This is a genomic window from Kitasatospora sp. NPDC048286, from assembly GCF_043201735.1.
GTDB lineage: Bacteria > Actinomycetota > Actinomycetes > Streptomycetales > Streptomycetaceae > Kitasatospora.
Genome location: NZ_JBICZE010000009.1, coordinates 312227 through 328477 on the forward strand (window position 1 = coordinate 312227; position 16251 = coordinate 328477).

General features: G+C 75.7%; 17 protein-coding genes. 5 read left to right on the plus strand and 12 right to left on the minus strand.

From position 1 onward, the window contains the following. Window positions 1–30 precede the first annotated feature (30 nt). Complete coding sequence (locus tag ACGF13_RS23520; protein WP_392878125.1) at window positions 31–666, plus strand: uridine kinase; 636 nt, start codon at window positions 31–33, stop codon at window positions 664–666. Here ACGF13_RS23520 and ACGF13_RS23525 read toward each other — a convergent pair. From ACGF13_RS23525 to ACGF13_RS23545, 5 genes are all read right to left on the minus strand, one after another. Beyond that, window positions 614–1462 carry a DNA-formamidopyrimidine glycosylase family protein gene (locus ACGF13_RS23525; RefSeq protein ID WP_392878127.1) on the minus strand — a complete coding sequence of 283 codons (849 nt, stop codon included), beginning with the start codon at window positions 1460–1462 and terminating at the stop codon, window positions 614–616. The genes ACGF13_RS23520 and ACGF13_RS23525 overlap by 53 nt on opposite strands. A gap of 52 nt (window positions 1463–1514) precedes the next feature. Further along, complete coding sequence (locus tag ACGF13_RS23530) at window positions 1515–1976, minus strand: universal stress protein (protein WP_392878129.1); 462 nt, start codon at window positions 1974–1976, stop codon at window positions 1515–1517. A gap of 261 nt (window positions 1977–2237) precedes the next feature. Further along, window positions 2238–3287, minus strand: coding sequence for a zinc metalloprotease (locus ACGF13_RS23535; RefSeq protein WP_392878130.1), 1050 nt, complete (start codon window positions 3285–3287; stop codon window positions 2238–2240). A 93-nt stretch (window positions 3288–3380) separates the two neighbouring features. Continuing rightward, complete coding sequence (locus ACGF13_RS23540; protein WP_392878132.1) at window positions 3381–4058, minus strand: AAA family ATPase; 678 nt, start codon at window positions 4056–4058, stop codon at window positions 3381–3383. A 310-nt stretch (window positions 4059–4368) separates the two neighbouring features. Further along, complete coding sequence (locus tag ACGF13_RS23545) at window positions 4369–5295, minus strand: LLM class F420-dependent oxidoreductase (RefSeq protein WP_392878134.1); 927 nt, start codon at window positions 5293–5295, stop codon at window positions 4369–4371. 189 nt (window positions 5296–5484) lie between these two features. Here ACGF13_RS23545 and ACGF13_RS23550 point away from each other — a divergent pair, with 189 nt between their 5' ends. Further along, window positions 5485–5838: a DUF6401 family natural product biosynthesis protein gene (locus ACGF13_RS23550; RefSeq protein ID WP_392878136.1), complete on the plus strand. Its 354-nt coding sequence runs from the start codon at window positions 5485–5487 to the stop codon at window positions 5836–5838. 30 nt (window positions 5839–5868) lie between these two features. On the opposite strand, the gene ACGF13_RS23555 is transcribed toward ACGF13_RS23550, so the two are convergent. After that, complete coding sequence (locus tag ACGF13_RS23555) at window positions 5869–6678, minus strand: hypothetical protein (protein ID WP_392878138.1); 810 nt, start codon at window positions 6676–6678, stop codon at window positions 5869–5871. A 199-nt stretch (window positions 6679–6877) separates the two neighbouring features. On the opposite strand from ACGF13_RS23555, the gene ACGF13_RS23560 reads away from it, so the two are divergent. Next, window positions 6878–7642: an alpha/beta hydrolase gene (locus ACGF13_RS23560; RefSeq protein ID WP_392878140.1), complete on the plus strand. Its 765-nt coding sequence runs from the start codon at window positions 6878–6880 to the stop codon at window positions 7640–7642. Between the two features lie 28 nt (window positions 7643–7670). On the opposite strand, the gene ACGF13_RS23565 is transcribed toward ACGF13_RS23560, so the two are convergent. Beyond that, window positions 7671–10046, minus strand: a complete 2376-nt coding sequence (locus tag ACGF13_RS23565) for an FtsX-like permease family protein (protein ID WP_392878142.1) — start codon at window positions 10044–10046, stop codon at window positions 7671–7673. Beyond that, window positions 10046–10885: an ABC transporter ATP-binding protein gene (locus ACGF13_RS23570; RefSeq protein WP_392878144.1), complete on the minus strand. Its 840-nt coding sequence runs from the start codon at window positions 10883–10885 to the stop codon at window positions 10046–10048. Before ACGF13_RS23570 ends, ACGF13_RS23565 begins: the two co-directional genes overlap by 1 nt. A gap of 110 nt (window positions 10886–10995) precedes the next feature. Between ACGF13_RS23570 and ACGF13_RS23575 the strand changes: the two genes are divergently transcribed. Beyond that, on the plus strand, window positions 10996–12216 hold the full coding sequence (locus ACGF13_RS23575) for a sensor histidine kinase (protein WP_392878145.1): 1221 nt from the start codon (window positions 10996–10998) through the stop codon (window positions 12214–12216). After that, window positions 12201–12848: a response regulator gene (locus ACGF13_RS23580; protein ID WP_392878147.1), complete on the plus strand. Its 648-nt coding sequence runs from the start codon at window positions 12201–12203 to the stop codon at window positions 12846–12848. Before ACGF13_RS23575 ends, ACGF13_RS23580 begins: the two co-directional genes overlap by 16 nt. Window positions 12849–12860: 12 nt before the next feature. Here ACGF13_RS23580 and ACGF13_RS23585 read toward each other — a convergent pair whose 3' ends face one another. From ACGF13_RS23585 to ACGF13_RS23600, 4 genes are all read right to left on the minus strand, one after another. Then, window positions 12861–13283 carry a hypothetical protein gene (locus tag ACGF13_RS23585; RefSeq protein ID WP_392878149.1) on the minus strand — a complete coding sequence of 141 codons (423 nt, stop codon included), beginning with the start codon at window positions 13281–13283 and terminating at the stop codon, window positions 12861–12863. Then, window positions 13271–14167, minus strand: a complete 897-nt coding sequence (locus ACGF13_RS23590; RefSeq protein WP_392878151.1) for a class I SAM-dependent methyltransferase — start codon at window positions 14165–14167, stop codon at window positions 13271–13273. The genes ACGF13_RS23585 and ACGF13_RS23590 overlap by 13 nt, the downstream gene beginning before the upstream one ends. Then, a complete protein-coding gene (locus tag ACGF13_RS23595; RefSeq protein WP_392878152.1) occupies window positions 14164–14943 on the minus strand; it encodes a DUF2071 domain-containing protein in 780 nt (259 codons plus the stop codon). The genes ACGF13_RS23590 and ACGF13_RS23595 overlap by 4 nt, the downstream gene beginning before the upstream one ends. A gap of 247 nt (window positions 14944–15190) precedes the next feature. Continuing rightward, complete coding sequence (locus tag ACGF13_RS23600; RefSeq protein WP_392878154.1) at window positions 15191–16204, minus strand: ArsR/SmtB family transcription factor; 1014 nt, start codon at window positions 16202–16204, stop codon at window positions 15191–15193. Between the last annotated feature and the right edge of the window lie 47 nt (window positions 16205–16251).

The window sequence follows — 16251 nt, forward strand, 5'->3', positions numbered from 1 at the left end:
CAGGAGCTCACGACACGGCAGGATGGCCCGATGCAGGTACGCCCGATCTCCCCCGACAACCTGGCCGAGCTGCTCGCCGACCGCATCGCCGCCCTGCCCGACGCCCGCGGCCGGCGCCTGCGGGTGGCCGTGGACGGTGCGGCGGCCGCCCGCCCCGAGGCGCTCGCGGACGCCCTGGTGGAGCCGCTGCGGCTGCGCGGCCATCCGACGCTGCGGGTCTCGGCCGCCGGTTTCCTGCGCCCGGCCTCGATCCGGCTGGAGTACGGCCACCACGACGCGGACGCCTTCCACGACCTCTGGCTGGACGACGGCGCCCTGGCGCGCGAGGTGCTCGACCCGCTGGAGCCGGGCGGCAGCGGCCGCGTGCTGCCCTCGCTGCGCGATCCGGTCACCGACCGCTCGACCCGCGCCCCGTACACCGAACTCCCGCCCGGCGGCGTGCTGTTGCTGGACGGTGCCCTGCTGCTCGGCCGCTGGCTGCCGCTGGAGCTGACCGTCCACCTGTCCCTCGGCCCGGCCGCACTGGCCCGCCGCACCCCGGCCGACCAGCAGTGGACACTGCCCGCCTTCGCCCGCTACGAGGCGGAGACCGGGCCCGCCACGGCGGCCGACCTCACCGTCCGGGTGGACGACCCGCGCCACCCCGCGCTGGTCGAGCTGTCGTGATCTCCGGGGCCGGGCCTCGCTGGCAGTACGGGCACCAGAACACCGCCCGGTCACGCGGCGGCGAGCCCTGGCGCCCGGCGGCCACCGGGGTGACGCAGCGCGGGCAGGGCCGGCCGGCCCGGCCGTAGACCCAGTGCTGGTAGCCGGGCCTGGTGTCGCCGGTGGTGATGTGGCCGGGGCGCAGCTTGTTGGCCTCCAGCATCTGCCGGGCGCGCTCCACCAGCCGGTCGGGGTGCGGGAGTTCACCGACCTCGGTCCACGGTGTCACGCCCGCGACGAAGCACAGCTCGTTCGCGTAGACGTTGCCGATCCCGGCGAGGTTGCGCTGGTCGAGCAGGGCCTCGACGACCGGGCGGCCGGGGCGGGCGAGGAGTCGGCGGACGGCCTCGACCGGGTCCCAGTCGGGGCCGAGCAGGTCGGGGCCGAGGTGGCCGACGATCCGCCGCTCGTCGGTGGTGCGCAGCAGTTCGACGACGGGCAGCCGGTAGCCGACGGCGGTGCCCCGGTCGGTGCCGAGGACGGCGCGGATCTCCCGGTCGGGGCCGCCGCTCCACCGCTCGCCGGGGCGGTAGAGCACCCAGCGGCCGTCCATCCTCAGGTGGGTGTGCAGGGTGAGGCCGCCCTCGAGGCGGGCGAGCAGGTGCTTGCCGCGCGGGGCGACCTCCAGCACCCGGCGGCCGGTGAGGTCGGCGGTGGCGTGCGCGGGCACCCGCAGGTCGGCGCTGGTCAGCGGCTGCCCGGCGAGGACCTCGTGCAAGTGGGCCGCCACGCGGTAGACGGAGTCACCTTCTGGCATGTCTCCATTCTGGTCCGTGTGGCGGCCCGGCGGGTCACCGCCCCCCGCCCGCCTACTCCGACTGCTCCGCGTCGCCGTGGGCCTCGCGCACGACGACCACCGGGCAGGGCGCGTGCTCGGTGAGGTGGCGGCTGACCGAGCCGAGCAGCACGCCGGAGAAGCCGCCCAGGCCACGGCTGCCGACGACGAGCAGCGCGGCGCCCTTGGCGGCTTCCAGCAGCACCCGGGCGGCGCTGCCGGGCGTCACGCTCTCGGTGATCCGCACGCCCGCGTCGTCACCGGCCACCTTGGTGATGGTGTCGCTGAGGGTCTTGCCGGCGATCTCCTCGGGGTTGAAGGTCTCGACGGTCGGTACGCCCTGTCCGGCCCAGCCGTAGAAGGCCGGGTACTCCCAGGCGGCGATGGCGTGGATCGTCCCGCCGACGGCCTGCGCGTAGTCGATCGCCCAGCTCAGCGCCTGCTCCGAGGCGGGCGAGCCGTCCACGCCGACGACGATCCGGGGATTGGCACTCATGCCCTTGCTCCTTCGGTTGCTCCTGCTCGGTCCCGACCCTCCGAACATAGATCAAATCGGACAAACGGTCGGTATCTGCCACGCCGCGAGCGGCCCGCCGCATTCAATTCGAGTGTGGGCGCCCGCCGGCGCCTGGGAGGGTGCCGGGAGATCGCCCGGCCGTCCGGTTGAGGGCCTCCGCCGCCCCGGAGCACCGGGCGTACGGGTTCCGCGCCTCCGGCGGCCGGACACCGCGCTACCCCGTCGTCTTCTGCTGAGACCTCAACGACGGTAGCCAGCCCAGGAGTTGGCCATCCGCCGGACCTGACCCGGGGTGAACAGGGTCATGCAGGAGTCGTAGCTGTAGTCCATGAAGTTGTGGATCGGGTCCAGCCCCGGGCCGGAGCAGGTGTCGCGGCCCTCGGGGCAGCCGGAGGCGGCGGTGCGCTCGGGCGGGGTGTCGTCCACGTAGTCGCCGGGGGCCCGGCAGCCGTTCTGGAAGGTGTGGAAGAGGCCGAGCCAGTGGCCGATCTCGTGGGTCGCGGTGTCGCCCTCGTCGTAGTGGGTGGCGGCGCCGCCGGGCAGGGAGGCGTCGAGGACCACCACGCCGTCGTCGGTCGGGTTCGTCCGGTACGCGTTCGGGAAGGTCGACCAGCCGAGCAGGGAGTCGCCGAGCCGGGCGCTGTAGAGGTTGAGGGTGCCCTGGTCGCCCTTGCGCAGGGCGGTCTTCATCGCCTTCTCGGCCGGCGAGCCCGGGGTCATGCCGGTGTACCAGGAGGCGTTGTCGGTCCAGTCGATGGTGACCAGCTGGAAGTGGAACGGGCTCGCGGTGTTGCCCTCACCCTGGCCGCCGTAGCTCTCGTTGAGGTGGTCGATCTGGCCGGTGACGGCGGCCTGGCTCAACCGCCCGGCGTCGCCGTCGTGGATCACGTGGAAGTGGACCGGAACGGTGGTCGGGGTGCCGACCCGGAGCCGGCCGGTGCCCAGTTCGGCGAGCCGCCGGTCGAGGTCGGCCTGCATCGCCCGGGCCTTTCCGGCGCTCACCTCGTTCGGGTCCCGGACCGCCCGGCTGCCGGCCGGCCGACGGTCGGCGACACCGGTCGCACCAGCACCGGTCGCACCGTCGCCGGTCACGCCGTCGTCGGTCGCACCGGCATCGGTCTCACCGGCGCCGTCGTCCGCGCACTCGACGGCCGGAGCAGCGGACTCCCCGGCCGCGGCGCGGTGCGCGACCGGTGCGGCGAACTGGCTCAGACCGGCCGCCACGACCAGGGCGGCGGCGCAGGGGAACAGGCGGGGGGCACGCGGGCGCACCCGGGAGGTACGGCGCATCAGCGCTCCTGACGGGGGGAGTTGACGGAGTCCCGGCCGCGCCCGGGGCCTGCTCCGGCCGGCCCGCCGGTGCCCGGCGCGGACTCGCCGAGACTACGACGCGGTGAAGTCGATCTCCCGCAGGGCGCGCGCGGCGGCCCGGTCGAGTACCACGGCCGACGCACAGCTGGCCGGCAGCCGTCCCGCCCCCAGGATCAGGTGGCGCAGCCGGGCGATGGCGGCCCGGTTCCGGGCGAAGGCGTAGCGCGAGACGCCGCGGGCGCGTCGTCGCTGCCCGTCCAGCGCCTCGGCCGGGTCGGCGTCGAGCAGCAGCAGGTGCACCCGGCGGCCCTGCCGGGCGGCGGCGCGGACCAGCCAGGCCCGCACCCACGGCTGGGTGCCGCAGTCGTGCACCGCGAGCGGCCCGCCGTCCAGCACGGCCCGGCGCAGCCGCCGGTAGTGGGCGAGCCGGGCCAGCGGGCGGTAGAGCGCGTACGGCAGGCAGGCGGGCAGCCGGGCCGCGTACTCCTCGCGGACCAGCTGGGAGTCGATCAGCGGGGCACGCACGCAGCGGCGCATCAGGGTGCTCTTGCCGCTGCCGGGCAGACCGGTGACGACCAGCAGGTCCCCGGCGGGGTAGCGCAGGGCCGCCGGTCCCGGCCCGCGCAGCTCGTGCCGGACGGGCGGCTCGTGCGGGCCGTGCGACGGGGGCAGGACCACCCGCTCGTCGGTGCTGCGCGGCGGCGGCACCCTCGGCGCCGCCGCCGTCCTCACCGTTCTCGTCCCGCTCACCCGGTCTCCCCCCGCCGTTCCCCTCCAAGGGCCTGTCTCTTGGGTCCTTGCCGGGTCCGCGACGCCGGGGCACGCACCTCGCCGCGTTGTCGTCGGTCGCCAATGCTCCGCAGTGGCTCCCTCCTCCGCCTTGCGATGCACGCACCCCAACGCCGCGCCCTGATCCGACAAAACCCAAGAGACAGGCCCTAGGAGCATGGCGCATTCCCAAGAACGAGTAAAGGGCGGAGGTCGGCGCGGGTACGGCCGGCCCGGGGCGGTCCGAGCCGGGGGTCCGAGCCGGGCGGTGTCCGGGCCGGACGGTGGGGGGTCAGCCCAGCTGCGGGGCGATCCGGGCGGCGATCAGCTCCAGGTGGTCGAGGTCGTCCAGGTCGAGGATCTGGAGGTAGACCCGCTCGCAGCCGATGGCCGCGTACCGGCCGAGCTTCTCGACCACCTCGTCCGGAGTGCCGGCCAGGCCGTTCTCCCTGAGCTCGTCGGCCTCGCGGCCGATCGCCGCGGCCCGGCGGGCGACCTCGGCGTCGTCGCGGCCGACGCAGGCCACCAGGGCGGCGGAGTAGACGAGGTCGCCCGCCGGGCGCCCGGCCTCCTCGACCGCGGCCCGGACCCGGCCGAACTGGGCGGCGGTGTCCTCCACCGAGGCGAACGGCAGGTTGAACTCGTCGGCGAAGCGGGCGGCCAGGGCCGGGGTCCGCTTGGGCCCGTGGCCGCCGACCAGCACCGGAACGTGCTCCTGGGCGGGCTTGGGCAGCGCCGGCGAGTCGGTCAGCGTGTAGTACTCGCCGGCGAAGTCGAAGGTGTCGCCGAGCTTGGTGCGCCACAGCCCGGTGATGATCGCCAGCTGCTCCTCCAGGCGCCCGAACTTCTCCTTCGGGAAGGGGATGCCGTACGCGGTGTGCTCGGCCTCGTACCAGCCGGCGCCGAGGCCGAACTCGACCCGGCCGCCGCTCATCGCGTCCACCTGGGCGACCTGGATCGCGGTGACGCCCGGCAACCGGAAGGTGGCGGCGGTCATCAGGGTGCCCAGGCGGATGGTGCTGGTGTCGCGGGCGAGCCCGGCCAGGGTGATCCAGGCGTCGGTGGGCCCGGGCAGGCCGTCGACGTCGCCCATCTTCAGGTAGTGGTCGGAGCGGAAGAAGGCGCTGAAGGCACCGAGCTCCTCGGCGGTGCGGGCGACCTTGAGGAGGGTGTCGTAGCTCGCACCCTGCTGGGGTTCGGTGAAGACGCGGAGATCCATGCCGGCCATTCTGGTACGGAGCCCCCGGTGATCGGCAGAGCGGATCCGGCGGGACACGGAACGTATCCGCCCCGTCCCGACGGGCGCGGGCGGGGAGCAGGGGCGGGCTGCGCCCGGGGTGGCCAAGGTCTCAGCACGGAACCGTCACGACCGTCCGTTCCCGCTCCGGGGCTCGCCTACCGTGGACGGATGTTCGCCACCTCCGACGATTCCTTCCGGCGCTCCCCCGACGAGCCGGCCGGCTGTCCGCTGCCCGGCATCGTGACGGCCTTCACGCCCCGGCTGGCCGAGTTCGCCTTCGAGCCCGGCTTCGTCGCGGCGGTCGACCAGCACGTGGCGATGCTGCGGGAGCTGCTGTACGCGCAGGGGCCGGAGCTCGCGCCCCTGCCCCTGGACCGTGAGGAGTTGTCGGACTACGCGCTGGGCTTCGTGGACGCGCTCGCCGAGATCGGCTGGCGGGAGCCGGTCGGCCACGACTACGCCGTGCTCCGGCTCACCGCGATCTGCTGGCTGGTGCGGGAGCAGGGCTTGCTGGAGGTCTGAACCCCGGCAGGCCCCGCCCGAGAGCCCGTACTACCCGGGGTTCTGGTCGCCCTCGATGCCCGGCGCGGGCGGGGTGCCCGGGCCGGTCTGGGTGGTCGGCCGGATCGGCTGGTTGGACAGCGCGTCGGAGCGGCCGGCCTGGTAGGCGCTGCCGCGCAGCCGGGCGGTCTCCCGCTCGGCGCCGTCCAGCCACCGCTCCCAGCGCTGGCGCATCGGCAGGATCAGGCCGCCGCCGAGGCCGACCACCAGGATGCCGGCGATGGTGGCGAGCACGGCGATCAGCACCGGGGTGGTGATCGCCGTGGCGATCCCGACCTGGCCCAGCGCGGCGATCACACCGAGGCCGACGATGAACGCCCAGACCGTGGTGGCGACCGCCTTGCCGTACGAGGCACCGGACAGCGAGCTGCCCACGATGTCGCGCACGCCGTTGGCGATGGCCATCGCGACCACCAGGATCACGACGGCGACGATGGCCCTGGGCAGCCAGGCGACGATGCTGTGGATCATCACGCTGATCGGGTTCGGGCCGAAGACCCCGAACGCCAGCTGCAGGGCCATCAGCAGGACGATGTAGTAGACGACCTTGCAGACGATGCCGGTCATGTCGTACTTGGAGCGGGACAGGTGGGCGGCCATCCCCGACCGCTCGGCGACCCGTTCCGAGCCGAGCCTGCGCATCACCCGGTCGAGGAGCTTGGCGATCGCCTTGGCCACGATCCAGCCGATGGCGAGGATCGCCAGGAAAGCGATGAACTGCGGGATGAACTTGGCGATCTTGGACCAGGCCTCGGTGAAGCCCGACCCGAAGTCGACGGACAGAGCGAGCTGCTGAGCCACGGAGTCCTCCACTCGGTGACACGGCGCCACGAGCGGGCGCTGCCGGCCCCCCACCTTCGTGGATAGCAGGCGCCCGCTCCGGCCGCTCGCGCCCGGTGTCCGGGATGCTTCCCTCGGGTGAACCGTCCAGCCGTCCGCCCGCGTACAGTGGCGGACCGGGGGACGGGCCACGGGGCGGGACGGACGGGACGGTGCGGCAGTGAGCGGTACGACGACGGAGCGCGCGGCGGGCCACCGGGCGCTGCACTGGCGGGTCCGGCCGGAGACGGCCCGGGCGGCCGTCCTGGTGCTGCACGGCGGCGAGGAGCACAACTTCGCCCCGCCCGGGCGCCTCAACCTCCCGCTGGTGCGGATGCACGGCTTCCTGCGCGGGCTCACCCGGGCGACCGCCGACGCCGGCGTCGCCGTCGGGACCGTCCGCTACCGCCACCGCGGCTGGAACGGCGAACGGGCCGACGCCGCGCGGGACGCCACCGCCGCGCTCGACGAACTGGCCGCGGTGCTCGGGCCGGTGCCGACGGTGCTGGTCGGCCACTCGATGGGCGGGCGCGCCGCGCTCCAGGCCGGCGGGCACCCGTCCGTCACCGGCCTGATCGCCCTCGCCCCCTGGTGCCCGGCCGAGGACCCGTGCGACCAGCTCGCCGGCCGGGACGTGCTGATGCTGCACGGCGACCGCGACACCGTCACCGCGCCCGCCGACACCCACGCCTTCGCCGCCCGCAGCCGCGCCGCCGGCGCCCGGGTCTGCGGCTACACCGTCACCGGCAGCGGCCACGCCATGCTCCAGCGCATCCCCGACTGGCACCGCGCCACCACCCGCCTCACCACCGCCCTCCTCGGCCTCCGCCCCCTCCCCGCCGAGACCGCCTCCGCCCTCGCCCTCCCGCCCGCCTCTCGCGAGGCCCTCACCCTCCCCCTCCCGCCCCAGCCCCGCCGCACCCCGGCCCACCCCGCGAGCCCCTGACAGGGCCGACCGCCCCCGTACCGTGCCCTCAGGTCCGGCGCAGCGACCGCCACGTCACCACCGCACCGGTCGTGCTCGCCAGCAGCAGGCAGGCGCAGGTCACCGCGGCCAGGGCCCCCGGGTCCAGGTGGAGGGTGACAGGGGCGCCGGTGCTCTGGGAGAGGCCGGAGGCGAGGCCGGCCAGCGGCGGGAGGGTGGCCAGCAGGCCCAGCAGCGTGGCGACAACGGTCACCAGGGCCGCTTCCGCCGCGGCGAGCAGGACCAGTTGGCGGACGGTGCCCCCGGTCGAGCGCAGGACGGCGAGGTCGCGGCGGCGGCCGTGCGCGGACAGCGCGGTGCTGTTCGCGGTGGCGATGGCGCTGTAGCCGACAGCCACGGCGATCAGCATCGCGGCGAGGCTGTCGGTCAGCCGGGCGTCGGTGTCGTAGTCGTCCAGCGCGTAGCGGACGGCGTCGTGGACGGCCGTACCCGGGACGACCGCCACCGGGCCCGTCTCCGCCGGGACGAACAGGTCGTCGCCCAGCGCGGCCGGGTCGTGGCCGCGGACCAGGCTCCGGGCGAGGACGAAGTCGCCGCGGGCCGGGTCGTCCGGCAGGATCCGGGCGATGCGCAGCGGGACGGTGGCGCCGTCGGCGAAGCGGACCGGGTACTGCCGGCCCTCCGTCACGCCCAGCCACCTCGCCGTGGACGCTCCCAGCACCGCCTCGCCGGGCCGGCTCCAGGCCGGGTCGCGGGAGCCGAGGACGTCGATCACGACGGTCCTCCCGTCGGCACGCCGGACGAAGGCACGGGTCGGCAGAGCGGCCTTGCCGACCGGGTGGGCGGCGGCCGCCTCGTCGGTGAGGCCGGGGGTGCCGTCGTTGGTGACGATCGCCTGGCCGGAGAGCCGCAGGGCCTGGCCGGCCGGATAGGCCGCCCGCATCGTCTCCACCGCGCCGCTGAGCAGCACCGCGAAGCCGACCGCCGCGATCACCGGTGCCGCCGTGGCGGCGGCGCGGCCCGCGCCCGCCGTCAGTCCGGCCCGCAGCAGCAGCGGGCCTGCCGTGCCGAGCCGCCGCAGCGGCGCGGTCACCACCCGGGCCACCGGGCCGACCAGGACGGGGGCGAGCAGGGCCGCCGCGGTGATCAGCACCATGGTGGCGGTGATCGCCAGGTTGACCCGCCGGTCCGCGGCCGCGGTGGCGGTGAGCGCCGCGCAGCCGGTGCCGAGGCCGAGCACCGCCAGCCCCCCGACCAGCCGGCCCCGGCCCGGCCCCCGCTCCCCCGTGCGGTTCTCGTGCAGCGCCTCCAGCGGTGCGACGCGGGCGGCCGGGCGGCTCGCGACCCAGGCGCCGAGCACGCTGACGCCGATGCCGGTCGCGGCGGCGGTGAGCAGCGGCCAGGCCGTCACCCTGAGGGTGAGCCCCGGCGGGGCGACATCGAGGCGCAGCAGGGCGTCCCGCAGCAGCGGGGCTGCCGCGAGGCCGGCGAGGCACCCGGCCGCCGAGCCCAGCAGGCCGACCAGCGCGGCCTCGCCGAGGACCATCCGGCGCAGCCGGCCCGGGGTGGCGCCGAGGGCGCGCAGCAGGCCGAGTTCGCGCCGCCGCAGGCCGGTGGCGAGGACGAGCACCGAGGCGACCACGAAGCCGGTGGTGAACAGACCGAGGGTGGCCAGTGCGGCGATCAGCTGGGTGCCGAGGAAGCGCCGGTGCTCGACGTGTCGGGGCTGGAGCGCGGCGCGGCCGTCACCGGTGACCACGGTCGCCCGGTCGCCGACGGCCGTGCGGGCGGCCTCGGCCAGGTGGGCGGGCGGGGTGTCGGGGGCGGGGAGCAGGACGATCGTCCGCACGCCCGGGTCGCGCTGCGCGGCGGCGGCGTCGCTGAGGTAGTAGCCGGGGCCGTCCCCGGTGCCGACGACGGTGAACTCGGTGCGTCCGGCGGTGAGGTTGACGGTCAACCGGGCTCCGGCCGGGACGCCGAGGGACTCGTCGACCACCACCTCGTCGGCGGTGTCCGGGGCGCGACCGGTGCGCAGCCCGTACGGGGCCAGCCGGGTCGAGGACCAGCCGTGGCCCGCCTCGGCCGCGCCCTCGTCGGGGACCGGCCTGCCGTCCCGGATGGCCTGGGCGTAGAAGGCGCGGTCCACCACGACGGCCGCCACGCCGGGCACCGCGCGCAACCGGTCGGTCAGGGCCGCCGCCTCGGCGGCGCTCCACGGGATGCGGTCCTTGGGGCTGCCGTCGCGGTCTGTGGCCTGCGGCGGGAGCACCAGCGCGGTGGCGGCGGCCAGGCGGGGCTGGACGACGGGCCGGGCGGACTCGTACACGGTCAGGGTGGCGGCGATCAGCCCGACGCCGACCAGCACGGCGAGCCAGCAGGCGAGGTAACCCGACCAGCGCTCGCGGACGTTGGCGAGGACCAGCATCACGCCTCCAGCCGGGCCATGCGGGCCGCGACGGCGGTGGCGGCGCGGGCGGTGTCCCCGTCGAGGTCCAACCGGTCGGCGATCCGGCCGTCCTGGAGGAAGACCACGGTGTCGGCGATGGCCGCGGCCGTCGGGTCGTGGGTGACCATGACCGTGGTCTGCGCCCGCTCGTCCACCAACCGCCGCAGCAGGCTGAGGACTTCGCCCGAGGTGCGAGTGTCCAGCGCACCGGTGGGCTCGTCGGCGAAGAGCACGTCGGGGCGGGTGACCAGGGCGCGGGCAAGAACGACGCGCTGCTGCTGGCCGCCGGAGAGTCGGCTCGGCCGGTGCCCGGCGCGCTCGGCCAGGCCGACGGCGCGCAGCGCGGCGGCCACCTCCTCGCGGCCGACGGTCCTGCTCTTCCCGCTCTTCCTGCGGCCCGCGAAGCGGGAGGGCAGTTCGACGTTCTGGGCGGCGGTCAGCGACTCGACCAGGTTGTACGCCTGGAACACGAAGCCGATCCGTTCGCGCCGCAGTTCGGTGCGGCGGCGCTCGCTCTGGGCGCCGAGGTCGAGGCCGGCCAGCAGCACCCGGCCGCCGGTGGGCCGGTCCAGGCCGGCGGCGCAGTGGAGCAGCGTGGACTTCCCGGAGCCGGACGGCCCCATGATCGCGGTCAGGGTGCCGCGCGGAAAGCCGAGCGTCACCCCGTCGAGTGCGGTCACGGCCCCTTCGCCGGTGCCGTGCACCTTGCGGACGTCGTGCAGTTCCACCACGCCGTGTTGCTCCGCGGTGCCGTGCGGCTCCGCGGCGGCGTGCGGCTCGGCGGGGCCGTCCGCCGTGGGTTCCCGATGGTTCGTCATGCCGAGCATTCCAGCGAACCCGCAGGCCGGGGGCACTGGTTCAGGCGCTACCGGCACGGTAGTGCCTGCACTACCCCGCCCCGGCACTCCCCCGCACTATCGTTCTCCGCATGCGTCCGAGAACGGCATGGCAGGCGATGGCCCAGCGGCCGTTGAGCTTCCTCACCTCCGCGTGGCCGTGGCGCTCACTGGCGTACCTGGCGAGCGGGGTGCTGGTGGGGGCCGCGGCGCTGGCGGTACTGGCCGCCGGGCTGGTGGCGGGGGTCGTGCTGCTGGTGGTGCTGGTGGGGGTGGCGCCGCTGGTCGGGGTGGTGCTGTCGGCCGTGGCGGTCGCGGCCGTCGAGCGGCGTCGGCTGCGGCTGGTGGACCTGGACCGGGCCGAGGACCCGCACCGGGCGCCGGACGGTCCGGGGCTGCGCGCCTGGGCGGCCACCCGGCTGACCGAGCCGGTGACCTGGCGGGAGCTGGGCTTCACCCTGGTCTCGGCGGCCGCGCTGTGGTGGCTGGACCTGCTGGTGCTGTTCTTCTCCTTCGGGGTGCCGGCGCTCTGCTTCTCCTCGCTCGACGGCTCCACCTGGCCGTGGTCGGTGTTCGGGGCCTTCGTGCTGCTCGCCTCCCCGTACACGGTGACCTCCTGGGCAGGTGCCCGCGCGGCCCTCGCCCGTACCCTGCTCGCCCCGCGCGACGCGGAGTTGGGAGCGCAGCTGCGGGAGGTGAAGGCCTCCCGGGCGCGGCTGGTGAACGCCTTCGACGCCGAGCGGGAGCGGATCGAGCGGGACCTGCACGACGGCGCGCAGCAGCGGCTGGTCTCCCTGGGGATGACGCTCGGGCTGATGCAGCTGGATGTCCCGCCGGGCTCGCCGCTGGGCCCGCAGCTGGCCCTGGCGCAGGAGCAACTCGGCTCCGCTCACGAGGAGTTGCGCCGGATCGTGCGCGGCCTCAACCCGCCGGTGCTGGCCGACCACGGGCTGGCCGCCGCCGTCCGGGAGCAGGCCGGCCGGTTCCCGATCCCGGTCACGGTCGACCTGGACCTGCCCGGCCGGCTGCCCCGGCAGCTGGAGACCGGCGTCTACTACCTGATCAGCGAGGCGATGACCAACATCGCCCGCCACAGCGGCGCCGCCCATGCCCGGGTCTCCGGGCACCAGCACGCGGACCTGCTCGTGCTGGAGATCGCCGACGACGGCCGCGGTGGCGCGGACCCGGCGCGCGGCAGCGGGCTGACCGGGCTCGCCGACCGTCTCACCGCCGTCGACGGCCGGATGCGGGTGTCCAGCCCGGCCGGCGGTCCGACCCTGCTCCACGTGGAGATACCGTGCCGCTTCGGGTGATCGTCGCCGAGGACGCCGTCCTGCTCCGCGAGGGGCTGATCGGCCTGCTGCACCGTTTCGGGCACCGCACCCTCGCCGCCGTCGGCGACGCGGACGCCCTGGTCGCCGCCGTGCGCGCGGAGCGACCGGACCTCGTGGTCACGGACGTCCGGATGCCCCCGGGCAACCGTGACGACGGGCTGCGCGCGGCCGTCGGGCTGCGCCGGAAGCACCCGGGACTGCCGGTGGTGGTGCTCAGCCAGTACGTCGAACAGTCCTACGCGATGCGACTGTTGGACTCCGACGGCGGGCGGGCGGTCGGCTACCTGCTGAAGGAGCGGGTGGGCGCGGTCGCCGACTTCATGGCCGGACTGGAACGGGTGGCCGGCGGCGGGACGGTGGTGGACCCGGAGGTGGTCCAGCAGCTGGTCCGGCTGCGGCACGACCCGCTGGAGCGGCTCAGCGCCCGCGAACGGGAGGTGCTGGCGCTGATGGCCCAGGGCCGTTCCAACACCATGCTCGCGGCGGAGCTGTTCATCAGCGACGCGGCGGTGAACAAGCACATCGGCAACATCTTCGCCAAGCTGGACCTGCCGGTGGACGTGGACGGCCACCGGCGGGTGCTGGCGGTACTGCGCTACCTCGGGGCGTGACGGGCGGGTTTCCTAGAGGGCGTGCCAGAGGGCGGCGGCGAAGACGGCCGTGACCCAGGTCCAGAGGACGGACAGGGCGAGGTGGGCGGCGGTGCGCAGGCGGTCGCCGCGCCACAACCGGGGGGAGAAGTAGGCGAACTCGAAGAGCCAGCGGGTGCCCCAGAAGAGGGTCTGGCCGGCCAGCAGGGCGGCGCCGAGCCGGCCGCCGGCGAGCAGGTCGGGGGCCAGGCAGAGCGGGAGCAGGCCGAGCAGGGCGCAGGCGAGGCCGATGAAGAAGACGTGGGCGTAGGAGACCTGGCGGGTCAGCAGGGTGGTGCCGGACAGGTCGGCGGGCCAGTCGATGGCGCGGGGCAGCACCGCGTGGACCAGGCCGACGGTCACGAGGGCGGCGCCGACCAGGCGCAACTGGGCTTCCAGGGTGATCAGTTCGGGCACGGTGTGGGCTTCCGGAAAGTGAAGGCGGTGACCAGGCCGGCGATCCGGCGTTCGGCGGCCGGGCGCAGGCCCGCCTCGGCGGCGTGGCGGAGCCAGGTGGCGCGGGGCAGGAAGTGCCAGGCGCCGGGGCCGTAGACGGCGGTGTTGGCCGCGTCCCGCAGGTGCTCGACCAGCAGCAGGGTGCCGCCGGGGCGCAGGGCGCGGGCGGCCTCGGTGAACAGGGCGGTGCGGTCGGCGGGCCGGCGCAGTTCGTGGGCGGCGAAGACGGCGAACACGGTGTCCAGTTCGCCGGTTCCGGCGGGCAGGGCGCCCGGGCGGGCCGGGATGCCGCCGGGGGTGGGCGGGGCGTGACGGCGGGCGCGGCGGATCGAGCCGCTCGACGTCAGCGCCGGGTCGTACAGGTCCGCGACCCGCCTGCGGGCGGTGGGGTGGCGCTCGGCGATCGGCCGGCTGGCCTCGTCCAGGCCGGTGCTGACCACCAGGTGGTCACCGGGGCCGTCGGGCAGCAGGGCGGGCAGCCAGTCGTAGCGGTGGAGTTCGGAGCGGTCGTAGACGCACCAGGTGGCGAGGGTGCTGACGGCGAGGTACCCGGCGGCGGTGGCGGCGGCCGTCCGGGCGAGGGCGGCGGCGGGGCCGGGCAGCCGGCGGGCCAGCGCGCCGGCTGCGACGACGGTGAGCGCTCCGGCCGCGTACATCGGCCAGTTGTAGCGCACGACTTCACGCACGCCGGACGGGCGCGGGCCGACGAGCCCGGCGGTGGACGGGCAGAGGGCGGCCTGGCAGGCGGCGAACCGGCCGGGGCCGTACGGCCGTTGGCTGCTGGGGCGTCGACTGTTCGGGCGTCGGTCGTCCGGGCGGGAGCCGGCCGGGGCGGGGGCGGTCATCGGGCGGCTCCGGTGAGGGTGCGGCGCTCTCCGGCGTGCCAGCCGTAGTCGAGGCCGGCGACGTGGAAGGCGTTGGCGAGCACCGGCCGGCTGCCGGCCAGCGGGCCGTGGTCGAAGAAGGTGAGCCGGGGCACCTCGACCGCCACCGGGGCCGGGTCCCAGTGGGCGCGGGTGGCCTTGACCACGATCATCGAGCGGGTCTGCGGCTCGTACTCGAAGGTGTAGGGCAGCGGTCCGGCGAAGCGGCGCGCGGCGCGGGCGTCCGCGAAGGGGCTGCCCGGCGGGAGGGCGGCGGGGGCGCTGCCGAGGTCGGCGCGCACGTGCAGGTCGGCGCGGCCGTCGCCGCTGAGCACCTTGAACTCCAGGGTGCCGTCGACCACCCGGGTGCCGATCCGGGCGTGCCGGTAGTGGTAGCGGGAGAAGGCGTTGCCGCCGAGCGTCATCATCCGGCTGTCGGTGTCGGAGCGCAGGATGCGCAGACCGCGCATGGTGCGGCCGCCGGGGGTCGGGAAGCGGGTGAAGACCCGGTAGCCGGTCAGGATGAAGTCCCGGCCGAGGCGGGCGGGCAGCGCGGCGGGGCGCAGCGCCCGGGTGTCCACGACGGCGGCGGCGACGAAGCCGTGCTCGGTGCCGTCGGGGTCGGTGTAGGTGTCGAGGGCGAGGCCGGGCGGCACCAGCGGGGCGAGCAGGTGGGGCGGCAGGGCGTAGGTGAGGACGAGCGAGTGCGCGAAGTGGGTGCGCATCGCGAAGGGGTGGCGTTGCAGCAGGTGTCGCACGGTCGACTCCGTGGTCTGGTACGGGGATTCGGAGCGTGACTTGGCAGCACGGGACCGCCCTTCGCCGCAGGCCGCGGCGGGGGTGTTCTCGCGCTCCCTCATCATGGCGCACGACTTTGAACGCGTTCAAGTCGGGGTGGGAGGGATGGGCGGGGGGTCGGAACGCGGCCCGGGCCCCGAGCGCCCCGGTGAACGCCCCGGGGCCCGCGCTGCGCGAGCGCGGGCCCCGGGCGTGGCGGAGGCGGAGTCAGGCCGGGTCGTCCCCGGGGACCGGGCCGTCCTCCGGGTCGGGGGCGGGGATCCGGCCGGCCAGCAGGGCGCGGCCGAGGGCGGTGGGCCGGTGGGTGACGGAGCGGCCGGTGCGGTCCTTGGTGGTCAGCCCGGAGTCGGCCAGGACGGTGGCGTGCTCGCTCGCCGAAGCGGTGGAGATGTCCAGGTGGCCCGCCAGCTCCTTGGTGGAGCAGGGCCCGTGGGTCGCGATGGCCTCCAGGGCGGCGGCCCTGGTCTGGCCGAGCAGCGCGGTCAGGGTGCGGCTGGGTGTCGGCTGGGGCTCGGCGCGCAGCGGACCACCGATCCGGGCGGGGTAGAGGAGCACCGGCTGCTGCGCCGGGTCCTCGAAGCGGGCGATGACGGGCCGGCGGGGGCCGAACACGCAGGGCTGGAGCAGCAGTCCGCGGCCGTCCAGGCGCACGTCGTGCCGGCAGCCGCCGGCCAGCGGGAAGCTCAGCACCGGGCGGCGCCAGGACACCGCCGGGTGCAGCGAGCCGAGCACCCGGTCCGGCTCGGCGATCCGGCGCCGGCGCCCGTGCTCGGTGGTGACGATGGTCTCGATCTGCCGCCGGTACGGGTCGATCGCCCGGGTCTGGTAGTCGGCGGTGACGTTGCCCAGCAGCCTGCGGGCCCGGTGGTCGCCGGCCGCGACGCCACGGGCGAAGGCGCTCAACTGCCGCTCCCCGCCGACCGAGCGCAGGTGGTCGCGCAGCGGCGCCTCGGGCACCGACGCGGTGGCGCTCTCGGTAGCGCCCGGGTCCCGCCGCACGGCGAGGAACTCCGGGATCGCCGTGGGGGTGTAGAGGTCGAAGAGCAGCGCGGTGCGCGGGTTCCAGACGGCCCGCAGCTCGTCGCGCCAGGCCTGGAAGCGCGGATCGCGCTGCCCGCTGACCAGGGCGTGCACGCTCAGGGAGAGTTCCATCGACATGTCGGGGCGCTCCGCCACCCGGAGCCGGTCCAGGTCGTCCGCGCCGAAGAAGATTCGCAGCACGGTCGTGATCGTCACCCGGAACGGCCACCGCCGCAAGACCGTTCGGC

Coding starts and splice junctions, on each gene's coding strand:
- ACGF13_RS23520 (WP_392878125.1), top strand. CDS start 31: ATGCAGGTACGCCCGATCTCCCCCGACAACCTGGCCGAGCTGCTCGCC.
- ACGF13_RS23525 (WP_392878127.1), bottom strand. CDS start 1,462: ATGCCAGAAGGTGACTCCGTCTACCGCGTGGCGGCCCACTTGCACGAG.
- ACGF13_RS23530 (WP_392878129.1), bottom strand. CDS start 1,976: ATGAGTGCCAATCCCCGGATCGTCGTCGGCGTGGACGGCTCGCCCGCC.
- ACGF13_RS23535 (WP_392878130.1), bottom strand. CDS start 3,287: ATGCGCCGTACCTCCCGGGTGCGCCCGCGTGCCCCCCGCCTGTTCCCC.
- ACGF13_RS23545 (WP_392878134.1), bottom strand. CDS start 5,295: ATGGATCTCCGCGTCTTCACCGAACCCCAGCAGGGTGCGAGCTACGAC.
- ACGF13_RS23550 (WP_392878136.1), top strand. CDS start 5,485: ATGTTCGCCACCTCCGACGATTCCTTCCGGCGCTCCCCCGACGAGCCG.
- ACGF13_RS23565 (WP_392878142.1), bottom strand. CDS start 10,046: ATGCTGGTCCTCGCCAACGTCCGCGAGCGCTGGTCGGGTTACCTCGCC.
- ACGF13_RS23570 (WP_392878144.1), bottom strand. CDS start 10,885: ATGACGAACCATCGGGAACCCACGGCGGACGGCCCCGCCGAGCCGCAC.
- ACGF13_RS23575 (WP_392878145.1), top strand. CDS start 10,996: ATGCGTCCGAGAACGGCATGGCAGGCGATGGCCCAGCGGCCGTTGAGC.
- ACGF13_RS23590 (WP_392878151.1), bottom strand. CDS start 14,167: ATGACCGCCCCCGCCCCGGCCGGCTCCCGCCCGGACGACCGACGCCCG.